13 protein-coding genes and 2 tRNA genes are annotated in these 21,101 nt (G+C 37.8%); 2 read left to right on the forward strand and 13 right to left on the reverse strand.

Going from position 1 to position 21,101, the window contains the following annotated elements; genetic code table 11:
• Window positions 1-4: 4 nt before the first annotated feature.
• The 13 genes from NW213_RS14350 to NW213_RS14410 form a co-directional block, all read right to left on the reverse strand.
• Window positions 5-1,939: a glycoside hydrolase family 97 protein gene (locus NW213_RS14350; RefSeq protein ID WP_258323194.1), complete on the reverse strand. Its 1,935-nt coding sequence runs from the start codon at window positions 1,937-1,939 to the stop codon at window positions 5-7.
• 23 nt (window positions 1,940-1,962) lie between these two features.
• The gene (locus NW213_RS14355) at window positions 1,963-4,134 is read right to left on the reverse strand and encodes a GH92 family glycosyl hydrolase (RefSeq protein ID WP_258323195.1); all 2,172 of its coding nucleotides are present in this window, start codon (window positions 4,132-4,134) and stop codon (window positions 1,963-1,965) included.
• Window positions 4,135-4,165: 31 nt separating this feature from the next.
• The gene (locus NW213_RS14360; protein WP_258323196.1) at window positions 4,166-6,193 is read right to left on the reverse strand and encodes a glycoside hydrolase; all 2,028 of its coding nucleotides are present in this window, start codon (window positions 6,191-6,193) and stop codon (window positions 4,166-4,168) included.
• 135 nt (window positions 6,194-6,328) lie between these two features.
• Window positions 6,329-7,849, reverse strand: coding sequence for a RagB/SusD family nutrient uptake outer membrane protein (locus tag NW213_RS14365; RefSeq protein ID WP_258323197.1), 1,521 nt, complete (start codon window positions 7,847-7,849; stop codon window positions 6,329-6,331).
• A 12-nt stretch (window positions 7,850-7,861) separates the two neighbouring features.
• Window positions 7,862-11,284: a TonB-dependent receptor gene (locus NW213_RS14370; RefSeq protein ID WP_258323198.1), complete on the reverse strand. Its 3,423-nt coding sequence runs from the start codon at window positions 11,282-11,284 to the stop codon at window positions 7,862-7,864.
• A gap of 164 nt (window positions 11,285-11,448) precedes the next feature.
• Window positions 11,449-12,384: a FecR family protein gene (locus NW213_RS14375; RefSeq protein ID WP_258323199.1), complete on the reverse strand. Its 936-nt coding sequence runs from the start codon at window positions 12,382-12,384 to the stop codon at window positions 11,449-11,451.
• Window positions 12,385-12,561: 177 nt separating this feature from the next.
• Window positions 12,562-13,143: an RNA polymerase sigma-70 factor gene (locus NW213_RS14380; RefSeq protein WP_258323200.1), complete on the reverse strand. Its 582-nt coding sequence runs from the start codon at window positions 13,141-13,143 to the stop codon at window positions 12,562-12,564.
• A gap of 1,511 nt (window positions 13,144-14,654) precedes the next feature.
• Window positions 14,655-14,739, reverse strand: a tRNA-Ser gene (locus tag NW213_RS14385).
• 153 nt (window positions 14,740-14,892) lie between these two features.
• Window positions 14,893-15,333, reverse strand: coding sequence for a hypothetical protein (locus NW213_RS14390; protein ID WP_204394242.1), 441 nt, complete (start codon window positions 15,331-15,333; stop codon window positions 14,893-14,895).
• 15 nt (window positions 15,334-15,348) lie between these two features.
• Window positions 15,349-15,735 (reverse strand): hypothetical protein, encoded by a 387-nt coding sequence (locus NW213_RS14395; protein ID WP_258323201.1) that lies wholly within the window; start codon window positions 15,733-15,735, stop codon window positions 15,349-15,351.
• A gap of 47 nt (window positions 15,736-15,782) precedes the next feature.
• Window positions 15,783-16,334 (reverse strand): RNA polymerase sigma factor, encoded by a 552-nt coding sequence (locus tag NW213_RS14400; protein ID WP_258323202.1) that lies wholly within the window; start codon window positions 16,332-16,334, stop codon window positions 15,783-15,785.
• A 29-nt stretch (window positions 16,335-16,363) separates the two neighbouring features.
• The gene (locus NW213_RS14405) at window positions 16,364-17,278 is read right to left on the reverse strand and encodes a ribonuclease Z (RefSeq protein ID WP_258323203.1); all 915 of its coding nucleotides are present in this window, start codon (window positions 17,276-17,278) and stop codon (window positions 16,364-16,366) included.
• Between the two features lie 163 nt (window positions 17,279-17,441).
• A tRNA-Thr gene (locus tag NW213_RS14410) sits at window positions 17,442-17,514 on the reverse strand.
• Window positions 17,515-18,014: 500 nt separating this feature from the next.
• On the opposite strand from NW213_RS14410, the gene NW213_RS14415 reads away from it, so the two are divergent.
• Entirely contained in the window at window positions 18,015-19,901 is a 1,887-nt protein-coding gene (locus tag NW213_RS14415; RefSeq protein WP_204394247.1) for an amidophosphoribosyltransferase, read from the forward strand.
• Between the two features lie 112 nt (window positions 19,902-20,013).
• Window positions 20,014-21,090, forward strand: a complete 1,077-nt coding sequence (carA, locus tag NW213_RS14420; RefSeq protein ID WP_258323204.1) for a glutamine-hydrolyzing carbamoyl-phosphate synthase small subunit — start codon at window positions 20,014-20,016, stop codon at window positions 21,088-21,090.
• Window positions 21,091-21,101 lie beyond the last annotated feature (11 nt).

Consider the following 21,101-nt stretch of genomic DNA (forward strand, 5'->3'; position numbering starts at 1 on the left):
TTTATCATTTTTCTTGAATCAGCACACAAGCTCCACCTCCTGCTGCAAGCTCTAGTTTTAGCACAGTGTTACAATCCACACTTTCTTCAACGGATTGGTAAGATTCACGATTAACAAAATAGTGTGCATCTTCACCATCTTTGGTTATCTGCGCAATAAATTTTCCTTTAGGTAAGAAAGACAAAGGAATTTCCACTGTGCGTGCCAATTCATTGGTAACTGCACCTATTAGCCAAGCTTCTTGGGTTTGACGCATCATAACAATATATTCTCCAATTTCGCCAGCCAAAGTCTTACTTTCTACCCAGGGCATCTTCTGTGCACTGATAAAGCGAAGTAACTCGGGATATTTCTTATAATATTCAGGTATATCTGGAAGAATGGTTACACCTGAGAAGGTAATCAATGTTCTAGCCGCCTCAGATGTTACAGTTGAAGGAACAGGCAAGTTACAATCTACACGAGTCGTTTTTCCCGGGCGTAAATCAAACATACCGTTGTTCATATCCAGAGGACCTGCTAGCATATTCACAAATACGGAAGTACAGAAAGTTTCCGGAACAAACACATGATAACCGTCCAATTGCGCATGACAATATTCTCTGGTAACAGCATTAGGCCATGTTCGCATTTGTCCATAAGGGTGAACTGGATTATCGTGATAGTCTACTAATAAATGATTCTCGGCACACAGACGCGTTACAGTTTGTGTCCATTTATTTTTTTCTTCTTGAGTACCGGTCATAAAACCATATTTTACACCGACAGCTCCCCATTCACTATATTGTTTCAAAGTTTCTTCAATCGGATATTGTTTTCCTCCAACATCATTTAAATACAACCAAATACCTACACCCTTTTGTTTACCATATTCTATAAGCCTACGTACATCATTCGCCTTATCACCATTAATCGGATCAGAATCTGTGGCAAATTCAGGACCATACCAGTTAGCATCCAATACAAGATAGGCAAATCCTTGTTCAGCCGCAAAGTCCACAGCACGAACCCAAGAAGGATAAGACATCTCATATCTAAACCCATCTATTTCTGCACCATTCATCCGCCAATCCCATAAAGCAATACCTGGTTTTACCCATGAGAAATCATATTTAGGATTTGGTTCAGGATTAAGTAACTCTACAAGATGAGAATCTACCAATGTACCAGGAGTGGTGCCATACATGATGACACGCCATGCTGAACTATAATTTGGATGTAACTTTCCTGGTGTAGATATTACAGAATAGGCTATCTCACCCTTTTTCGAGAATAAACGCAACGGTTCTCCTTCTTGCAAATAAGCCTCATGAAGAGCCATATAATTATGGTCATCAGCTTTAATTGTAACAACCGGAAGTCTCTCACCGTTACTATCTGTAAGCTTTTCAGGACCAATATTATGTTCTTCGCCATTATAGCTCCATGCAGTATAATCATCAGCAAAGTTATATGTAGTACATTCCATAGGCTCTCTTTCTAGTTTACTATTCCCGGTAGGAATCTCATAACGAAAAGCAACTCCATCATTGTAAACACGAACCACTACAAGAAGTTTCTCCAAGCCATCCACGGCCGTACTACTTATCGTGAAAGTCTTTTCATTAAAATGATCATTTACTATAGCTCTCTTTCCCCATACTGGTTTCCAAATATCCCGTACTTGACGTTCATTAGTCTCTTCAATACTACATTCAGTAATTGTTAAAACATTGTTATTCTTAAATTTAATACCCAATGATGAATTGTTAATCAACTGTTTATTATTAGCTTTAAAAGCATAAACAGGTTCACCTTTTTCACTTTTATAAATAGTAAACTCTAACTTTCCATCCGGAGATTTGACCGTATTCGATACAGGGGAAGAGGAACATCCTGTTACAACAAATGCTAAAATACAGATATATATCTGAAATAGTAGTAATAAGTGATATCTCATTATTTAATATATTTAATTGATTATTATTCAGAACAAAACTCTAGTACTCCACCTTTAAAAATATCTTGTATAGGGATAAAAGGCTTTTCCAAAAGTTTTCCATTCCAATACACTCGCAATAAGTAATCTTTTTTATTCAATTCTGGAGCTTTGATTAACAATTTCTTACCATCTCGTAGCTGCAGGATTATCTCTTTAAAATGAGGTATACCCAATGCATACTCACCTGATGCCGGAGTAAGCGGATAAAAGCCCAATGAACTGAATAGGTACCAAGCTGACATTTGTCCACAATCGTCATTACCAGACAACCCGTCAGGCTTATTCTTGTAATGTTGTTTTATTATCATTGGAATACGGTTCTGCACTTTATCAAGCTTGCCACAACAATCATATAAGTAAGCGAAATGATGTCCGGGTTCATTATCATGACGATAATGCCCTTCATCAAAGTTTTTGTCTAGCTCCTTACAAAATACATCCTCCCCACCCAGAAGATGAATCAGATCAGGTATATTTTGCATAACGCAGAAACGGTATGTCCAGCGTCCACCTTCAGTAAATCCCTCTTCTATATCTGCCCAGCTACCATTACTATGTCGTGCTTGAAAAAAACCGGTCTGTGGATTGTACAGATTCAAATAGTTGCGTGAGCGTTTCATTAAGATATGATAATCTTCCTCATGTCCCAGTTTTTTTGCCATTTGGGCTACACAATAATCATCCATAGCAAACTCCAATGTGCGTGATACAGACTCTGTTGTCTTGTCTGCAGCAACATAACCTAAATCCAAATACTCTTTCAGACCTCCACGAGCCTCGTATGAACCGTTCCAATAATGTCTGTCTCCCCAACGATAGTCATCACGTGGTGCTTGAAAAGCATCCTTGCGGATAGCTTCATAAGCTTTTTCTACATCATAATTACGAAAACCGTTGACATACGCATCGGCTATGACAGCATCAGCATGTGTACCAATCATGATGTTTGTGTAAGAAGGATTAGGCCATTTAGGTAGCCAGCCACCTTCATTATACATTTGTATCAGCGCTGTAATCATATCATCTACCCGTTGAGACTGTGTCAATTGAAGCCAAGGGTGCTGCGCACGAAATGTATCCCACAATGAATACGCATTGTATGAAATACCTTTGTGAATTTTGTCATCAAACGGGCTGTAGTAGCGGCCGTACTCAGAAAATTCACGTGGATATTGCATAGTGCGAAAAAATGCTGTATAAAAAATCGTTGCATCATCATCGGTTGCTCCTTTAATTCGTATCTTATCTAAATTGGACTCCCAAGCCGCCTTCACCTTCTTTTTAGTTTGTTCAAAACTGACAGATGCGGGAATTTCTTTTTCCAAATTGACCGAAGCCTGTTCAAAATCAATAAAAGAAGAACCAATACGTACTTCTACAACCTCTGTACCAAGTTCAAATTCTATATATCCACCGACATGTGCCCCCTCTTCCTTACTCTGCATCTCGGATACTTTAACCTCATTCCAAGTGCCATACTGACTGAATGGACGTGAGAATTTCAGAACATAACATCCTTTAAAATTATATAAGCGAGGACCTAAATGACTATCATGCCTCTCCTTGTTACAAATTCGAATCTCCTGTTTGTCCGGAAGGATTTCAATAGATCCCCCTTCTTTTTCCCGACCAGCCTCCAAAAATAGAATAGCTTTCTCGGTAGAGGGATAATTGAAGCGGAAAAAAGAGCAACGGGATGTAGCAGTAAACTCAGTCTTCAAAGCATGACCTTGCACATCATTATAACCTATCTTATAATAATATGGTGTAGCTATTTCTTGTGCATGATCCATCTTTACAGCTCGTTTTTCTGGTTCTAAATTCAATATTCCTACTTGTGGCATTAAGGTGAAAAAACCATAGTCGCCCATCCAAATAGCAGGTTGATGTGTAGCTACAAATCCCAGTAAATGAGTATCATTGTAATTATATGCAGTACGTGAAATACCGTTTATACGGGTTGCTGCACACCATTGTGTCATTCCGAAAGGCTCGCTAACTGCTGGTGTTGTGCCTCCATATTCAGTGTTATGAGAACCTGTACTACCAATAAACATATTGACGTAATCGACATTACTTTGAGCCTTGAGCAAGTTGCCCCCCCCTGCCAAAACACAACATACAAATCCCCAAATAGCTAATTGAAATTTCATATATCTCATCTATTATTATAAAACATTTCTCCTAGTTGTTACATTGTTTAAAATCTTGAAAGTTGTATGTATTGGTATGAATATTTGTTACAATTTGTCCATCTATCAATGCACGTGATTGTTCTATTTTAGGACCTTTTACTGCAAATCCATACTGAGGCAGTTGATATTTTTTTCCACCTACAGTAGCTTCGTAAACAGACTCTCCAAAATTGACCACAACCTCTGTACCATCAGCAAAACAAGTTCGCTGTACCATTCCGTCCAAAGTCAGAAATTCATGAACTGTCATTTCCTGTCCAGCAATCACCTCATGCAGTTTACATACGTTACGATAAGTCTCCAAAAAAAGCTCACGATTGGCCACCCAAGAGCCAGGTTTAGCAGGTCCTGCACCACCAGTTTCTTCGTTCGCCCATAACAAAGGTATAGTACCATACAAAATATTGTAACAATTCTTCATATCTGTAAATTTCGGGTCAGCCAATGTTAAGAAATCATTAGCATCTCCCCAATACCAAGTGGATACTACGCAGTCATGGAATACAAGTTCCCATAGAGGAACACGGTACTGGGGATTCATGCCCAAAGTCTCATACTGCTCCCATTTATTGCCCTCCTTATTCATAGGCGGACGGAGATAAGGAGCATCCCAAGCGTAATTATCTGTTCCTCCACTCATCATACCTTCTACGTAATCTATAACAGGAGCAGCCCACCAACGTCCATGTTCTCCGCCCACTACAAGACCTTGTGATCGTATATAATCGAAAAGACGTACACCTAGCTCTCGTTTTTCAGCACGGGTTAATGGATGCCTTTCATCGTAACACTCGTACAAATCTTCGGCTGTAGTCACATCTATGAAACGACACAAGAAAGGATATTTAGACAATACTTCAGGAATCACTAATTTAGCCGTGCGTTCCCAAAATACTGGGCAACGTTTCATAGATTGATGTCCATCCCAAGTACACCAAGCTAACATGCGAGTACTGTCATCTTTCAATACGATATTATCTGGCAAATATTCATGTCCACTATCAATTTTTCCATCAGCTTCTACCTGAAAAACATCCTGATATGCATCATAACAACTTGTCAAATAACCCAATTCATTGATACTTTTTAATTCTTCAGGTGTAGAGTTACCATTCATAATCATTTTTTCCACGCCTGCCTTCTTTGCTTCTTTGGCAAATTCTACTGATTGTTGCCCCCATACATCCACTGCCCCAAAAAGGCGTGTCAGATTTGGGTTTTTCTTTACTTTCTCAGAGAAAGGGACAATCAAGCCGCGCTTTTGCGCATAAGTTCGATAGTATTTAGCCAACGCTACATAACCGCCATCAGAAACAAAATGACAGAGAAGACGGCGTGCATATCCAAAACGCTTTTTGCTGGATATCCAACCCGCTTTGGGCAGAACAATCTCACGCTTTCCAACCTTTACGGGAATCATGTCAAAGAATGCATCATCCGATGTATCCAATATAATCTCATATCCATGTCCTTCTTTTGCATCACATACACCTATCCAAGGCATGTCCAATAAAGCGGTAGTATAACGCTTATACGGAAACGGGTGAAGATCGGCTGGATAAAGATGCCCGTTACAGAAATCAGCTACAGCTATGGAGCAATGTTCCGAGTCCAACAAAAACGGATCAAAAAAAGGAATATCCTCTATCGGAGTATCATGATTTTCCATATCAGCTTCTATCTCCAAGTCTGCAGAGGCTTTTGGAAGACTCAGTTTTATTAAGAACGGATAATTATTAACTTCCGTTTCAAATGCTATCGCCCATTTATCAGCAGTACTTACTTCACTAACATTCTCTATTTTTTTATCTTTTGAAGCTACTTGTTGCCACTCCCGATTTCCTTTTTTATCATACACGTTCAATACCCCGGTAGGTTGAATGGTTACTTTCAAATGACTATTTTCAATAAACCAAACATCTCCTTCCTGTGAAACTCCATCGCTTGAACTACAAGCACACAATCCCAACAAGACGAAAATTGTCAGGGAAATACTTATTCGCTTAAAAAAAATCATAATAGTTTGTTTTTTACTTCCAAAATTATGTAGTTAGAATATTCAAATAATTATTAAAAGTTCTGATTAAAATAGAAGTCCCTATATTTAGGGAAATACCACGAAATATAGGGACTACCTGATTAATATATAATACTAATACCCTTCGTTTTGCGTAATTTTACCTTTTGATTCATCTATTACTTCTTGCGGAATAGGAAAGAGTACCATATGCTTATAATCAGCTTCTCTTCCTTCTGGAATATATCCTTGGTCTACTGCTGATTGTATCCATTTTCCATGTCTAATTAAATCACGGCGACGATGTCCCTCACAATATAATTCACGGCCGCGTTCATCCAATATAAAATCACGGAAATTATCTTTACTAGCCGTAGCTGTAGTTGGTATAGTATTGGGTATACCAGCACGGGCACGAATCAACTCTACCAATCCAATAGCTTCCTGTGTAGGGCCCTTCTGTTCGTTTATAGCTTCGGCTAACTCCAACAATACATCAGCGTAACGATATACCACTACATCATTTCCTGCCTTCTCAGAAATTTGTGTCGGGTCTTCAGGATACTTGACAGGCAAGGCTCCTTTTACTAAATTGGGATAACCATTGTTACGGCTTGCTAATTTCGTTTCACCATTGCTTATATATTCAAATTCTGTAATAAGTGAAGGTGCCATTGCACGTTCATCTCCTGGTTGTTGAAAATGGTGATCGTAATATTTCCATGGCATATTATATACATTCCATCTTTGTACTTTGCTATTCGTCCAGAAAGAAGGAAGTTCGGGAGGGAGCACATGAGTAGTCCAGGTATTCCCATTACCATTTGTCTCAGATTGACAAGGTAATGCCCAGATAATTTCATTATTACGTTCGTTCTCAATGCTAAATACAGATGAATAAGTAGGCTGTAATTCGTATCCCAATCCTTGAATCTTTCGGCAATAAGTTTCAGCATCTGCCCAACGCTTTTCCTGCATATAAAGTTTTTCTAAAATGGTATAGGCAGCTCCTTTAGTGAGCCGTCCGTATTCAGAATCATCATAAGATACCGGCAAAATCTCTGCAGCAGCTTTCAAATCAGTTTCAATCAATTTAATAAACTCATCTTTCGGTAAGCGCTCCAAAATTATCTCATTTTCCGGATTACGCAAAATTTCAGCATCAGTAGTCACATTAGCAGTCCCGTAAAAATCATATAAGAAGAAGAGATATTGACCACGAATACACTGCAGTTCTGCTATATATTGTTTCTTAACATCATCAGCTATCGGAGATTTCTGCAAATCGTCTATGACCAAAGTAGTCCGATGAACTTCTTTTACAAACATATTATAGAATTTATATGCAGCATATGTTGTAGAATTCCATTGAAATTTCTCCATAAACTCATAATCATCACGTTGTGTACCCATGTCATCTGCACACAAGTTATTTATCATCCAAAATGTTTCTGTCCAACCACCATAAATATCACCAGGTGAACCTAATGGACTATAAATTCCTGTTACTGCAGCTTTGGCATCAGCCTCTGTCTTATAAAAATTTTCAGGAATAATCTTATCATATATTACAGGATCCAAATCCAAACAAGATTCCATGCCTATTCCTAACAAGGCTACCAATGTAACCTGTTTTATATTATTTAAAAGTCTCATATTAAAATCTAATTAAAAAGTTATATCTACCCCAAAAGACATTGTTGTTTGAGTCGGATAAGCTGCAAGACCGTTCATCTCCGGATCGATGCCGCTATACTTAGTGATAACAAACGGATTTTGAACATCAGCATATAAACGCAAATTTTTCACTAACTTACTGAAGTTACCTAACTTAGGAAGAGTATATCCTAGTGTTATGTTCTTACAACGCAAGAAGTTTGCGTTCTCCAGCCAAAAGTCCGTGCTGAAGTTATCATATGGGCTGTTCAGACATGTAGGAAATTTCCCGTTAGGATTGTCATGCGCCCAACGATTTGTTACTTCCGCTAACATGTTAGAACCATTTAAAATAGCATTCGACCCCTTCAAATAAGAAAGATATGCTGGATTTTCTAACTTTCTACCTAAGTAGCCATAAAAGAAAATATTTAAATCAAAACCTTTATAAGTAAAAGTATTACCAAATCCTACATAAAATTTGGAAGTAGCTGTGCCCATATATACAATATCAGCCTCGTCCAACTTACCATCCGGACCATCAGTCAGGTTACCGTTTTCATCACGTCCATGCAAATCTTTATACTTAATCATACCAGGCTTTGCATTTGGCATATGAGGTATTTTACAAGTTCCGTCAGGATTCATATCCTCAGGTTGTACAAGTCCGTCAGAGAGCATTAGGTAACGTGCATTCAGCATATCATGTTCATTCTCATAAATAGCCTTCTTCCATTGTGGACTTCTTTCTACCCAACGATCACGATAAAAGGAGAAAACATAGTCTGTAGTCCACTGAAACTCTCCAATCAGATTACGGGTAGTCAAACCCAATTCGAAACCTTTACTTCCTTTCACACCAATATTAGCAACAATGGTATTGATCGGGTTATAAGACATTAGCTTCTTGGTATCCAATAAATCAGACACCCTACGGGTAAAATATTCCATGGAACCCACAATGCGATTATTGAAGAAACCAAAATCAACACCAAAGTTAAATTCGGTGGTAGTTTCCCACTTCAAGTTAGGATTAGCCAATTGAGTCTGTGTTACACCAGTAGCAACCTGATCTCCAAACGTATAGTTACGCCCTGTATCATATAAAGCCAAGGCATTACTACCAATATTCGCATTACCAGTCTGACCGAAGCTGACACGCAGTTTAAAATCAGACACTATATCTTGATCTTGCATAAAAGCTTCATTGTTGACACGCCATGCCAAAGCAACTGATGGGAAAAATCCCCATTTATTGTTTTCTGCAAATTTGGAAGAAGCATCACCACGAAATGTAGCTGCAATCAGATAGCGATTATCATAGTTGTAGTTCAAACGTGCAAACACAGAACCCAGAACTTCCTCATTACCATAAGATCCGACAGTAGGTTTGGCTGATTCGCCAGCCCCCATATTATACCACTTGAAGATATCAGTCAAGAATTTACTATTAGAAGCATCTAGTCCATCTGTGAAAAACTTTTGATAAGAATAACCTCCCATCACTGTAAATGAATGTTTCTCCGCAAATGTTTTGTCATAAGTCGCAGTAATATCGAATACATTATTGTTTCGGTTGATAAAGGAACGAGTAGCTCTACCATCTTCCTTAAAACCATAAAGTGTAGTTTTAGGCATATAGGTATTACGCTCTCCTTTATCTTTTTGAAAACCAGCATTCATACGGATATTCAGCCCCTCTATCGGAGTAACCTGCAGGTAAAAATTACCAAGCAACTCTAAATTATGACTTTCATCATCCACTTCCAGTAAAGATACTGGATTAGGCAGGAACGGCTGCTGAGGATCTATCAAATAATCACCGTTTTCATCATAAATCGGTAAGGTAGGATTTGCAGTCATCGCCGCACGAATAATACCAGCATTTTCATTTTGACTTGTTGTTAATGGGGCATTATCATTAGTACTTTGACTAATACTGAAATTAACTCCAGCCTTAATATATTTATTAAATGTTTGGTCGAAATTGAAACGTCCGGAATAACGTTCTATACCCGTACTTTTGATAACTCCTTCCTGATTTAAATAACTACCTGATACATAATAAGAAGTCTTATCAGTACCACCTGTTAGTGAAACATTATGTTGAGTCATAATAGCATCTCTCTCTACTGCTCCAAGCCAGTCAGTAGTCTGAGCATTAGCTATATCTTCACTAGAATACTTATTCTCATAAGGAGCTACACTATTGGGATCTGTAGAACCGTATGGGTAAATTTTATTATTAGCTAACCAGTTTTCATAGCCAATTCGATTGTGTTCCGTCATAAAACCAGCTGCGTCCAGCATTTCTTCATGCTTAGCTCTTTTGGATAGAGAAACAGAACCTGAATATTTCACTACAGGTGTAGAACCTTCTTTTCCTCGTTTTGTAGTAATCAATACGACACCATTAGCAGCACGTGCACCATAAATAGAAGTAGCTGCAGCATCTTTTAAAACCTCTATTGACTCAATATCGGCAGGATTCAAATTATTCAATGGAGATTTACTACCGCCATCGTACTTACCACCTCCTGGTTCCATATTATCCACATTCATAGGATAGCCATCAATAACATACAAAGGTCCGGGATTACCTGCACCTCCAGCTGCATTACCACGGATTTGTACAGTAACAGCTCCACCCGGTTGAGCATTATTAAGTGTAATTTGCATACCAGGAGCCTTACCGGAAAGCATTTGTCCCAAAGAAACATTACCAGTCAAGGGCAAATCATCCGCTTTCACCTGGGTAATAGCACCTGTGATATCACTTTTCTTCTGTGTACCGTAACCGATTACAACTACTTCATCCAAACTTTTAGAATCTTCTCGTAATATAACTTTTAGATTGGAAACTTTATCAACCTTTACCTCATATGGGATATAACCAACATAAGTAATAGTAAGCACAGATTTTTCAGGAACATCAAGCTGAAAATTACCATTCATATCCGTAATGGTTCCGATACTTCCATTACCTTTTACTACTACATTAGCACCAATGATAGATTCTCCATTACGGTCTACTACAGTACCATTTATCTTCTTATGGTCTGTAGACTCAGTTTGTTTATTCGGAATCAATATAATATTTATCCCTTCCATACGATAGGTTAAACCTAATTCCTCCAAAGCATCATTCAGTATCTCCTTCACGGATCCTTTATCATTCTGCAAACTTACAGTCTTATTCAAATCGATAGAATTATTGGAAACGAACAAATAATCTGTTTGATTCTCTACCGTCTTAATTAACTGAGATAATTTTAAATTCTTTTTATTAATTTCAATCCTGAAATCTTGTAAGCTCTCTGCATATACCATATGTGAAGGCAACAAAAAACACATGGCAATCGAAAAAGAGTGCCTAAATCTGTTAAAAAAGCATTCTTTTTTAAAAAAGTATTCACTAAAATCTATGTCTTTCATATATTTGTTGTTATTATTAATTTGATGCTAAGATTAGCATTATCTAATGTTTTATATGTCGGTAGATGTTGCAGCATCTGCCGACTTTGTTTTTCATTTAAATTTTCTTTTTCATTATTTCATAGGCAATTATATTATGGGTTTAACAATCATAAGAAAAGATATCATTTCTTGGTTTCAATATAAATCACATTATCATCTATATTTCTTCGGTAAACAAATGGATAATCATTTTGCAACACCTTCAAAGCATGTTCTACTCCATCTAATATACGGAATTTACCATTATATCTTAGTTTACTAAGTAATGAATCGTTCATTACAATCTGTATATCAAAAGTCCGTTCGAATATCTTAATTATTTCAGAGAATTGCTTATCTGTTACACATATCAATCCATCTGTCCAACGATATTCATCCGAATCTGTCATATTAGTAACATGCAATGAACCATCTTGGGAATATGCAGTCTCACCAGGAGACAAATATACTGATGCCATATTATTATCAAAAACTTTAATTCGTCCCTCGTAGAGACTTGTTTGAAAAACTGAATCTGCAGCATAAGCTGTAACACTAAACGTAGTTCCTAATACCTGAACATTATATTTATTGGTCTTGACAATAAAAGGCTCCTTACTTTTTGCAACTTTTAAATAGGCTTCTCCATCCAGCATTATTTCTCTCTTGCCATTTGCAAAAAGCAAAGGATACTGAAGGCGAGTATTAGAATTCAACCATATAATAGTTCCATCTGGCAACAACAATTTGCTTCGATTGCCAGCCGGTACATAAACCATTTGTGTTTTTTCAGATTGTCTGCCAAATTCATACAATTTAAAAATATGCAAACAGCCTATCAAAACAAGTACAGATGCGGCAATCTTAATTGTATTAACCATCCATAAAGATAAATGAATACGCTTCGAAGATGCTACGATAGATTTCTCGTCTGTCAGCAATGTAGCATCAAAACGAATTCGTTCCCGTATAAACAACTTTCGGTTATCTGTGCTTTCTTCAATCCACTGATGGATAGAATCCTTTTCTTCTTCAGTGGCTATTCCTTCAAAATAGCGGTATAATATGTCTCTTTCCATATTCATCTTTTTTGGGGGGCTTTATTATTAGAGCAACTTTACTTTAATAAATCCCAAATAGAGGACTTATTTTTTATCTTTTTTTACATTCTTTTGCTTTAGCAAAGTATGATATAGAAATTTTACAACAAACAATAATTAAAGCTAAAAGGTAAATATAAATTTACAACTCTCTAATTAACAGTCATATAACATAAATACAATCAACGGCAAATAATCTTTCAGTTCACAAGATAGTAAATTGATGGCCTTATTAATATGATAGTCCACTTTTTGTTGAGATACACCTAATATACTTGCAATTTCTTTTCGAGATTTATTCTTCAAACGGTTGAGTATGAAGATTTCCCTGGTCTTATCAGGCAACTTAGCCAATGCCTGTCTCAAAATTTTTTGAACATCCTCCAAGAAAATTGAACCATAACTGTCGTCTTCTAATGTCTGAATACGAGTAACAATTTCCCATTCTTGCAAATTGGTGCATTGTTTACTATACTCTTGTTCAACAGACAGATGCTTTAGATAGTTCAAACATTTATTTTTAACAGATAGCAAGATATAGCCTATCACATCCGTATCTTTAGGAATACTACGCCTATTCTCCCAAAAATAAAGCAAAGCATCGTGAACGATATCTTCGGATGTAGAAGAATCATTCACATAATAATAGGCATAACGTATAAAACGTGCATAATAAGCTGCATAGAAAGTTCCAAAGTTCATTTCTGAACAAACTTCCGATAATGTTATCTTACTCATTTCTCTCTATACTACAGAATTAAAAGTTATACAAATCAAGTAAAAAAATAATCTACAATAACAATATACATTTACTCAACAGAATCCCTGCAACACCAATCTTAATTTCAAATTAATAAAAACAAAAATAAATACCTTCAGAAAACATCAGTAATTTAACCCAAGAAAAAAATAGCAACAACATTTTTTTTTATAAAAATACCTCATAAATTAAAAGGTTTTCAACAATACATCAAAAGACTTTTAATACATCAAAGTTTTGCTTCAACACAAACATATCATTCAAATACAATATGAATTCTATATTGTCACCAAAGATTTCTTGGATTTTTTTAAAAAAACGTCATCTTTCCGCTTCCATATCTGCATGAAAACAGCCATTACTATACCCTATAAGAACTCCATTTATTTCTAAAACAAATCTTTTTCTTACCAATAGGAATTACAGGACTTAATATCAAGTTTTTCTGCGGCAGACTATCCGATCAAAAGCACAAAACATCCTATATACTGTTTTACAATGATATCATATTTATTTTAAAGTATTATATAAAGCGATTGAGAAAAAACTTCGTCTTCGATCAATGATTGAAATAAGAGACAAAATAAGCAATATGGTATTCCTTATTGTCACTTACTAATTTCAGCACTACATATTTTACACCTTCATAAGGATATAGATTTCAAAAAGAACAAATTTCATCAAATGTTTTTTTAAACTGACGTGAAGTTCGAAGTTTTAAATTTATATACCTAACATTTTTATTTTCTATGAAAAGCTCAACCAATTCTTCACATCTCCTACGATACTTTACCTTTCATTACAACTTTTGTACCGTATTTCCGCTAACTAACAATCACTCTAACACAAGTTTGTTGATAACTTAGCAAGTGTGCTCCTTGATATATTTAATTGTTCAGTTATAGGACTTCATTAGGAAGTAATTTCCCATTCTTAAATTCTTCTGATTCAATAAGTATTCTCAACATCCCTTCAGCTTGCACATGCAAAGGTTTGCAACTGTGATATACTAATTTCATATAGATTAGTTTTATTTTTTTTGCAAATATAATAGAAAAATTTTCTCAAACTATCGTGTAATATAAAATCTTATTTATACATTAAGCAATACTCTGTATGTATAAACAAATACGCTTAACATTTTGGTCATTATGAAAATTGAGTAAGGCTATCACTATGAATAAAATCAATTTGTAGATAGTGAAATTCAACAAATAGTGATATTGATGTAAACAAGCGACAAATCAAGGACTTACATCGAAAATCGCTACAAAATATTTTCTCAATATTCCTGTAACGATTTAGTAACGGAACTTTGTCAAAAGTGGGCATTTGAATCCATTTTTACGTTGATCCTTCAAAATCCCTCAGATTTTTACGTTGATCCGAATGTCTTTCGGTTGTCCACCGGATAAATAGAAAAAGTCCCGTAAAACGTTGATTTTACGGGACTTGTCTTAATTTGACTACCTAATGTCTTAGGTTTCAGCGGAGAGACAGGGATTCGAACCCCGGGTACCTCGCGGTACAACGGTTTTCAAGACCGCCGCAATCGACCACTCTGCCACCTCTCCAAAACTCCTTTCGAAGTGCTTTATTTCTCAAAAGCGATGCAAAGGTAGGGATTTTTTTTGAATATGCAAAGCTTTTGGACATTTTTTTCTGAAAAAGTACGTTTTTTTTTCTGAAAACAGGCTTTATCAAGTAGTATAATCCTGTTATGAACACTATTTTTTATGTTTTCCGGCTCCTTTCAGCAATTCACGGCTGAACTTCATTTCAGCCCGTTGAATATTATAAATTTTCTTTGGACTAAGCACTTTTTTATATTTACCAAGATATTCCAGCTCCAGTTCATCTATTGTAAGGCGTGTCTTTATCACATCTTCCGTTATGCGGGAATATTCGGCATCTGTCACATTATTGCCATCCTTAGCCTTGCGTATCTTGTCCCACATATCTTTATTATAAGAAAATTTCTTATCCTGCAATTCAAAATACAAAGGAAAGAACTTTGCAGCCTCTTCCTGTGTCAATCCTGCCTTTTCTACAAGATACTGTTTTTGTCGTTCACGAAACTGTTCCTTACTCATGCATTCTTTTTTGTCCTGAGCCTGTATGGCAAGACAAGATATAAGCATAGCAATTATAATAACAAATCTGTTCATATAAGAATAATCGAATTAATTGTATATTTCCAAATCGGCATCAGTCAGATACATATATAATGTATAGTCGTCCATCATAGCCTGATCCAAAATAGGATCAATATATTCATCCGGAATACCTTGCACAGAATCCGTCATAGAGACATCGCCCGCATTAATACCCGTACTTACAGGCCTGTCATTCATCATTACACGCAGTCCGAACATAAGTCCGCAGAACATAGCAACCATATAAACCCAAGGTTTCACTCTTTCCCACATGGTTACCTCAACCTTTTCTTGCACCTCGGTTTCAGGAAGCTGCTTCATTATTTCGGGAACAATATTTTCAAAGTAGCCTTCGGGCACCTTAAAAGGATTTTCCTTCCCTATCCTGTTCTTTAATTCGGTATCTTCCTTCATATTACGATCTCCTTCCTTTATATTAGATTAAAAATACGGTAAAAGGTTTAATCATTCTGCTTGAAATATTCTTCTATTTTCTTTACCGCGTGATGATATGAAGCTTTAAGGGCTCCAACCGTAGTTCCCACTATCTCTGAAATATCTTCATATTTCATTTCCTGAAAATATCTCAGATTGAATATAATCCTCTGTTTCTCAGGCAGTGTTCGTATAGCCTTTTGAAACATGACCTGAGTTTCGTCCCCGTCAAAATACGGATCTCCCTCAATCATGTTTATAAAATTCGAGTCAGCCTCATCTATAGAAATATTTTCCTGTGCCCTCTGCCTGTTCAGAAAATTCAGACATTCGTTCAGAGCTATTCTGTACAACCATGTAGAAAGTTTCGCATCTCCTCTGAAATAGTCAATATTGGTCCATGCCTTTATAAATGTATTCTGAAGAATGTCATTGGCATCATCGTGAGACACCACCATCCTTCTTATCTGCCAATACAGTTGTTCGCTGAACTCCCCTACCACTTCTTCAAAAGCACTGCGTCGCGTGTGCGGGTCGTGCAAACGCTCTTTTATATCGTCCTCATTATTATGTTCCATTACCATTTAAACAATATGCTGTAGGAAATTCAAATGTCTATACTCAAATTCTCGTTTGCCAAAATTGTATCGGCAAAAACTTCTTTTGCTTCGGACAGAAGACATTCATCGTCATCGTATCTTGCCGAGAAATGACCTATAACCAGTTTCTTCACTTCTGCCATCCTTGCAATCTCAGCTGCCTGTCTTGCCGTCGAATGCATGGTAACCTTAGCCCTTGCCTTCTCCGTTTCCAGGAAAGTAGCTTCATGAAACAACAAGTCCACGTTCTTTATCTGTTCAACTATTTTCGGACAAAACATCGTATCAGAACAGTAGGCATAACTTCTTGGAGGATCAGAAGGCACAGTCAGCCTACTGTTAGGAACCACTGTTCCATCCTCACACACAAAATCCTCACCGTTCTTAATTCTGTTAATCATATACACCGGCACCTTATAGAAATCTATCATATCTCTTATTATATGATTAGGTACAGGCTTTTCCTTGAAAAGGAAACCACACGTAGGCATTCTGTGTTTCAGAGGGATGGTTTCAACCGTCAACGAACGGTCATCGTATATCACAGCCCGCTCTGCCGGATCAATGTCATGGAATATAACCTCAAAGGGTAATCCCTTACAGAAGAAATCGAGTTGAGGTTTGAGCAATGTCTGCAAATCGGGATGCGCATATATATGCAGATTGGCAGTTCTTTCTATCATGCCGAAAGTTGATATCATTCCTATGAGTCCAAAGCAATGATCGCCATGCAGGTGTGATATGAAAACATGGTTAAGTCTTGAAAATTTCAGTCTGGATCTGCGCAGCTGCACCTGTGTTCCCTCCCCACAATCTATCATAAAAAGTTTCTCTCTTACGTTGATGACTTGTGAAGTGGCAGAATGCCGCATCGTAGGCAATGCAGAACCGCATCCCAATATGTTAAGCTCAAATTTTTCCATGCCGACAAAGATAAATAAAATCTTCAAATACTGTCAAAACGAAGGTATAAATAAACTAAAGCATAAGCCTTTCATGCGTTTAAAAAAATGAACTGTCGTTTTAAACAAAACGCCCTGTCATTTCAATTCGAATGACAGGGCGTTTTGTAACCGTCAAAATAAGAGCCGAAAGCGGGACTCGAACCCGCGACTTACTCATTACGAATGAGTTACTCTACCAACTGAGTTATTTCGGCGGGATAAGTTCTTATTTTGTGGTTCAAAATTACTTCTTATTTTTTTATTGACAAATGTATTTCCAATTTTTTTATCGTCGCTTCATATATTTATCACATATAATAAAAAGGTAATACGAATATTTTTTCTAAAGATGTATTAACGGAATGCATATATTTCACTGAAAATACTTATCTTTGCACTCCGAATATAACATAAGAAAGACTTAATATAACACATTATATATAATATATATTTATTAAGAGCCAGAAGATGAAAAGATTTTATTCGGTTTTTCTATATTGTAAAACTTCGGAAGCATACAGAAATGCTATTACATTTCTTTTTGCCAAAATCCGTTTTTCATTTTCCAGTATGTTATTTTTGTTTTTCAAACATACAGACTTTTCTTTTTCAGAAAATTCATATTTACCCGGAAATGCTTTTCGGCATATCCGGGATTTTTTTCGTCCAACAGCATTATACGATATACAACAATACAAATATAGATAATTAAGGTATGGAACAACTAAAGCACGAATGTGGGGTGGCGATGATACGCCTGATGAAACCACTGGAACACTACCAGCAGAAATATGGTACATGGATGTACGGACTTAATAAGCTGTACCTTTTGATGGAGAAACAGCATAACCGTGGACAGGAAGCTGCCGGACTGGCTTGCGTGAAACTTCAGGCTGCACCGGGAGAAGAATACATGTTCCGCGAAAGAGGACTTGGTGCAGGAGCTATAACCGAGATTTTCGGAACTGTACACAGCTATTTCAAGGATCTGACACCGGAACAGATGCGTGATGCCAAATATGCCGAAAAGTGTCTTCCTTTTGCAGGCGAACTGTATATGGGACACCTGAGATATTCCACTACAGGTAAAAGCGGAATATCGTATGTGCACCCGTTCCTCCGCCGCAACAACTGGCGTGCAAAGAACCTTGCGCTGTGCGGAAATTTCAACCTTACAAATGTTGACGAAATATTTGCATCAATCACTGCCGACGGACAGCACCCGCGCAAATATGCCGACACGTATATAATGCTTGAGCAGGTGGGACACCGACTTGACCGCGAAGTGGAAAGGCTATACACAGAATGCAAAGGCGAAGGTCTGGAAGGTATGGACATCACTCATGCCATAGAAGACAGAATAGACCTGACAAACGTTTTGAAGACATCAAGTCCGACATGGGACGGCGGTTACGTGATATGCGGACTGACCGGTAGCGGCGAAAGCTTTGCCGTGCGCGACCCGTGGGGAATACGTCCTGCATTCTGGTATATGGACGATGAAATATTCGTACTGGCTTCAGAACGTCCTGTGATACAGACGGCACTGAATGTTCCTGCCGACAGTATAAACGAACTTCAGCCTGGCCAGGCAATAATGATAAGCAAAAAAGGACAGATGCGTCTGGCTCAGATAAACGAGCCGAAAGTGAAAAAGGCTTGTTCTTTCGAACGTATATACTTCAGCCGCGGCAGCGACATGGATATATACCGCGAAAGAAAAAAACTCGGCGAGAAGCTGGTGAATCCTATTCTGAAAGCTATAGACAACGACGTGATACACACAGTATTCTCTTTCATCCCGAACACAGCCGAAGTGGCTTTCTACGGAATGTTGGAAGGTTTCGACAACTATCTGAATGAGCTGAAAGTACAACGTATAGAGGCCTTGGGGCATAAACCGAGCCATAGCGAGCTTGAACAGATTCTTTCACAGCGTATCCGAAGTGAAAAAGTCGCAATTAAGGATATAAAGCTGCGTACGTTCATCGCCGAAGGAAATACCCGCAATGATTTGGCAGCACACGTATATGATATTACATACGGAAGCCTAGTGCCATACGCTGACAACCTGGTGATAATAGACGACAGTATAGTTCGTGGTACAACACTGAAACAAAGTATCATAAGCATACTCGACCGCCTGCACCCGAAAAAGATAGTAATAGTATCGTCATCGCCACAGGTACGCTATCCAGACTATTACGGTATAGACATGGCAAGCATGGAGCAGTTCATTGCCTTCAAGGCTGCCATAGCATTGCTTGAGGAAAGAGGTATGCAGGACGTTATAATAAATGCATACAGCAAATCCAAGGCACAATTAGGATTGCCTAAAGAAGAGATGGTGAATTATGTAAAAGAGATATACGCACCGTTCACGGATGAAGAGATATCAGCCAAAATGGTAGAACTGCTGACACCTGCCGGAACACAAGCCAAAGTAGAAATAGTATATCAGACACTTGAAGGACTTCACGAGGCATGTCCTGACCACACAGGCGACTGGTACTTCAGTGGAGACTACCCTACTCCGGGCGGAGTGAAACTGGTAAACCAGGCGTTTATAAACTATATAGAAGAAAACTTCTTAAATGAATAATTAATAATTAAAAATTAAAAATGAGTGGATGACATCATTCTTAATTCATTAAGTTTTTAATTCTTAATTCAATAAATTTTTAATTGTTAATTTTTAATTTTTAATTCAACATATGCGAAATGTAACATTGATCCTCGACGACGGGAGCCGCTTCCATGGCAAGTCGTTCGGTTATGAGAAACCGGTAGCAGGCGAAGTGGTGTTCAACACAGCCATGACCGGTTACCCTGAAAGTTTGACAGACCCTTCGTATGCCGGTCAGCTTATGACACTGACTTATCCTTTGGTTGGAAACTACGGTGTACCTCCTTTCACTTTCGCGGAAAACGGACTTCCTCATTTTATGGAAAGCGAAAAAATTCATGCCGAAGCGATTATCGTAAGCGACTACAGCGAAAAGTATTCTCACTGGAATGCAGTAGAAAGCCTTGGCGACTGGCTTAAACGTGAGCAGATACCGGGAATTACAGGCATTGACACCCGTGAGCTTACAAAGGTATTGCGCGAACACGGTGTGATGATGGGAAAAATCGTATTCGACGATGAACCGGACAACATTCCTGAGGCTGAATATGCCGGAGTAAACTACGTTGATAAGGTTTCCTGCAAGGAAGTAATCCGCTACAACGAAGGCGAAGGCAAGAAGAAAGTCGTACTCGTGGACTGTGGTGTTAAATCGAACATTATCCGTTGCCTTTTGAAACGCGATGTAGAAGTAATCCGCGTTCCATGGAACTATGATTTCAACTCTCTTGAATTAGACGGTCTGTTTATCTCAAACGGTCCTGGCGACCCAGACACCTGCGATGCTGCAGTACAGAACATCCGCAAGGCTATGCAGAACGAAAAACTTCCTATCTTCGGAATCTGTATGGGTAACCAGTTGCTCTCGAAAGCAGGAGGTGCAAAAATATACAAACTGAAATACGGTCACCGCAGCCACAACCAGCCGGTTCGCATGGTGGGAACAGAAAAATGTTTCATCACTTCACAGAACCACGGTTATGCCGTTGACAACAATACTCTTGGCTCAGACTGGGAACCACTGTTCATCAACATGAACGACGGCTCTAACGAAGGTATCCGCCACAAAAAGAACCCTTGGTTCTCTGCACAGTTCCACCCGGAAGCTGCAAGTGGTCCGACAGATACAGAATTCCTGTTCGATGAGTTTGTAAAATTGCTGTAATCCATTAAAAA

Source organism: Bacteroides sp. ET336 (genome assembly GCF_024733815.1).
Classification (GTDB): domain Bacteria; phylum Bacteroidota; class Bacteroidia; order Bacteroidales; family Bacteroidaceae; genus Phocaeicola; species Phocaeicola cellulolyticus.

What these genes read in the sequence shown, in the direction of transcription:
- NW213_RS14405 (WP_258323203.1), bottom strand. Translation starts at nt 17,278, where the DNA reads ATGGAAAAATTTGAGCTTAACATATTGGGATGCGGTTCTGCATTGCCT.
- NW213_RS14375 (WP_258323199.1), bottom strand. Translation starts at nt 12,384, where the DNA reads ATGGAAAGAGACATATTATACCGCTATTTTGAAGGAATAGCCACTGAA.
- NW213_RS14390 (WP_204394242.1), bottom strand. Translation starts at nt 15,333, where the DNA reads ATGAACAGATTTGTTATTATAATTGCTATGCTTATATCTTGTCTTGCC.
- NW213_RS14350 (WP_258323194.1), bottom strand. Translation starts at nt 1,939, where the DNA reads ATGAGATATCACTTATTACTACTATTTCAGATATATATCTGTATTTTA.
- NW213_RS14415 (WP_204394247.1), top strand. Translation starts at nt 18,015, where the DNA reads ATGGAACAACTAAAGCACGAATGTGGGGTGGCGATGATACGCCTGATG.
- NW213_RS14395 (WP_258323201.1), bottom strand. Translation starts at nt 15,735, where the DNA reads ATGAAGGAAGATACCGAATTAAAGAACAGGATAGGGAAGGAAAATCCT.
- NW213_RS14360 (WP_258323196.1), bottom strand. Translation starts at nt 6,193, where the DNA reads ATGATTTTTTTTAAGCGAATAAGTATTTCCCTGACAATTTTCGTCTTG.
- carA (WP_258323204.1), top strand. Translation starts at nt 20,014, where the DNA reads ATGCGAAATGTAACATTGATCCTCGACGACGGGAGCCGCTTCCATGGC.
- NW213_RS14355 (WP_258323195.1), bottom strand. Translation starts at nt 4,134, where the DNA reads ATGAAATTTCAATTAGCTATTTGGGGATTTGTATGTTGTGTTTTGGCA.
- NW213_RS14380 (WP_258323200.1), bottom strand. Translation starts at nt 13,143, where the DNA reads ATGAGTAAGATAACATTATCGGAAGTTTGTTCAGAAATGAACTTTGGA.
- NW213_RS14400 (WP_258323202.1), bottom strand. Translation starts at nt 16,334, where the DNA reads ATGGAACATAATAATGAGGACGATATAAAAGAGCGTTTGCACGACCCG.
- NW213_RS14370 (WP_258323198.1), bottom strand. Translation starts at nt 11,284, where the DNA reads ATGAAAGACATAGATTTTAGTGAATACTTTTTTAAAAAAGAATGCTTT.
- NW213_RS14365 (WP_258323197.1), bottom strand. Translation starts at nt 7,849, where the DNA reads ATGAGACTTTTAAATAATATAAAACAGGTTACATTGGTAGCCTTGTTA.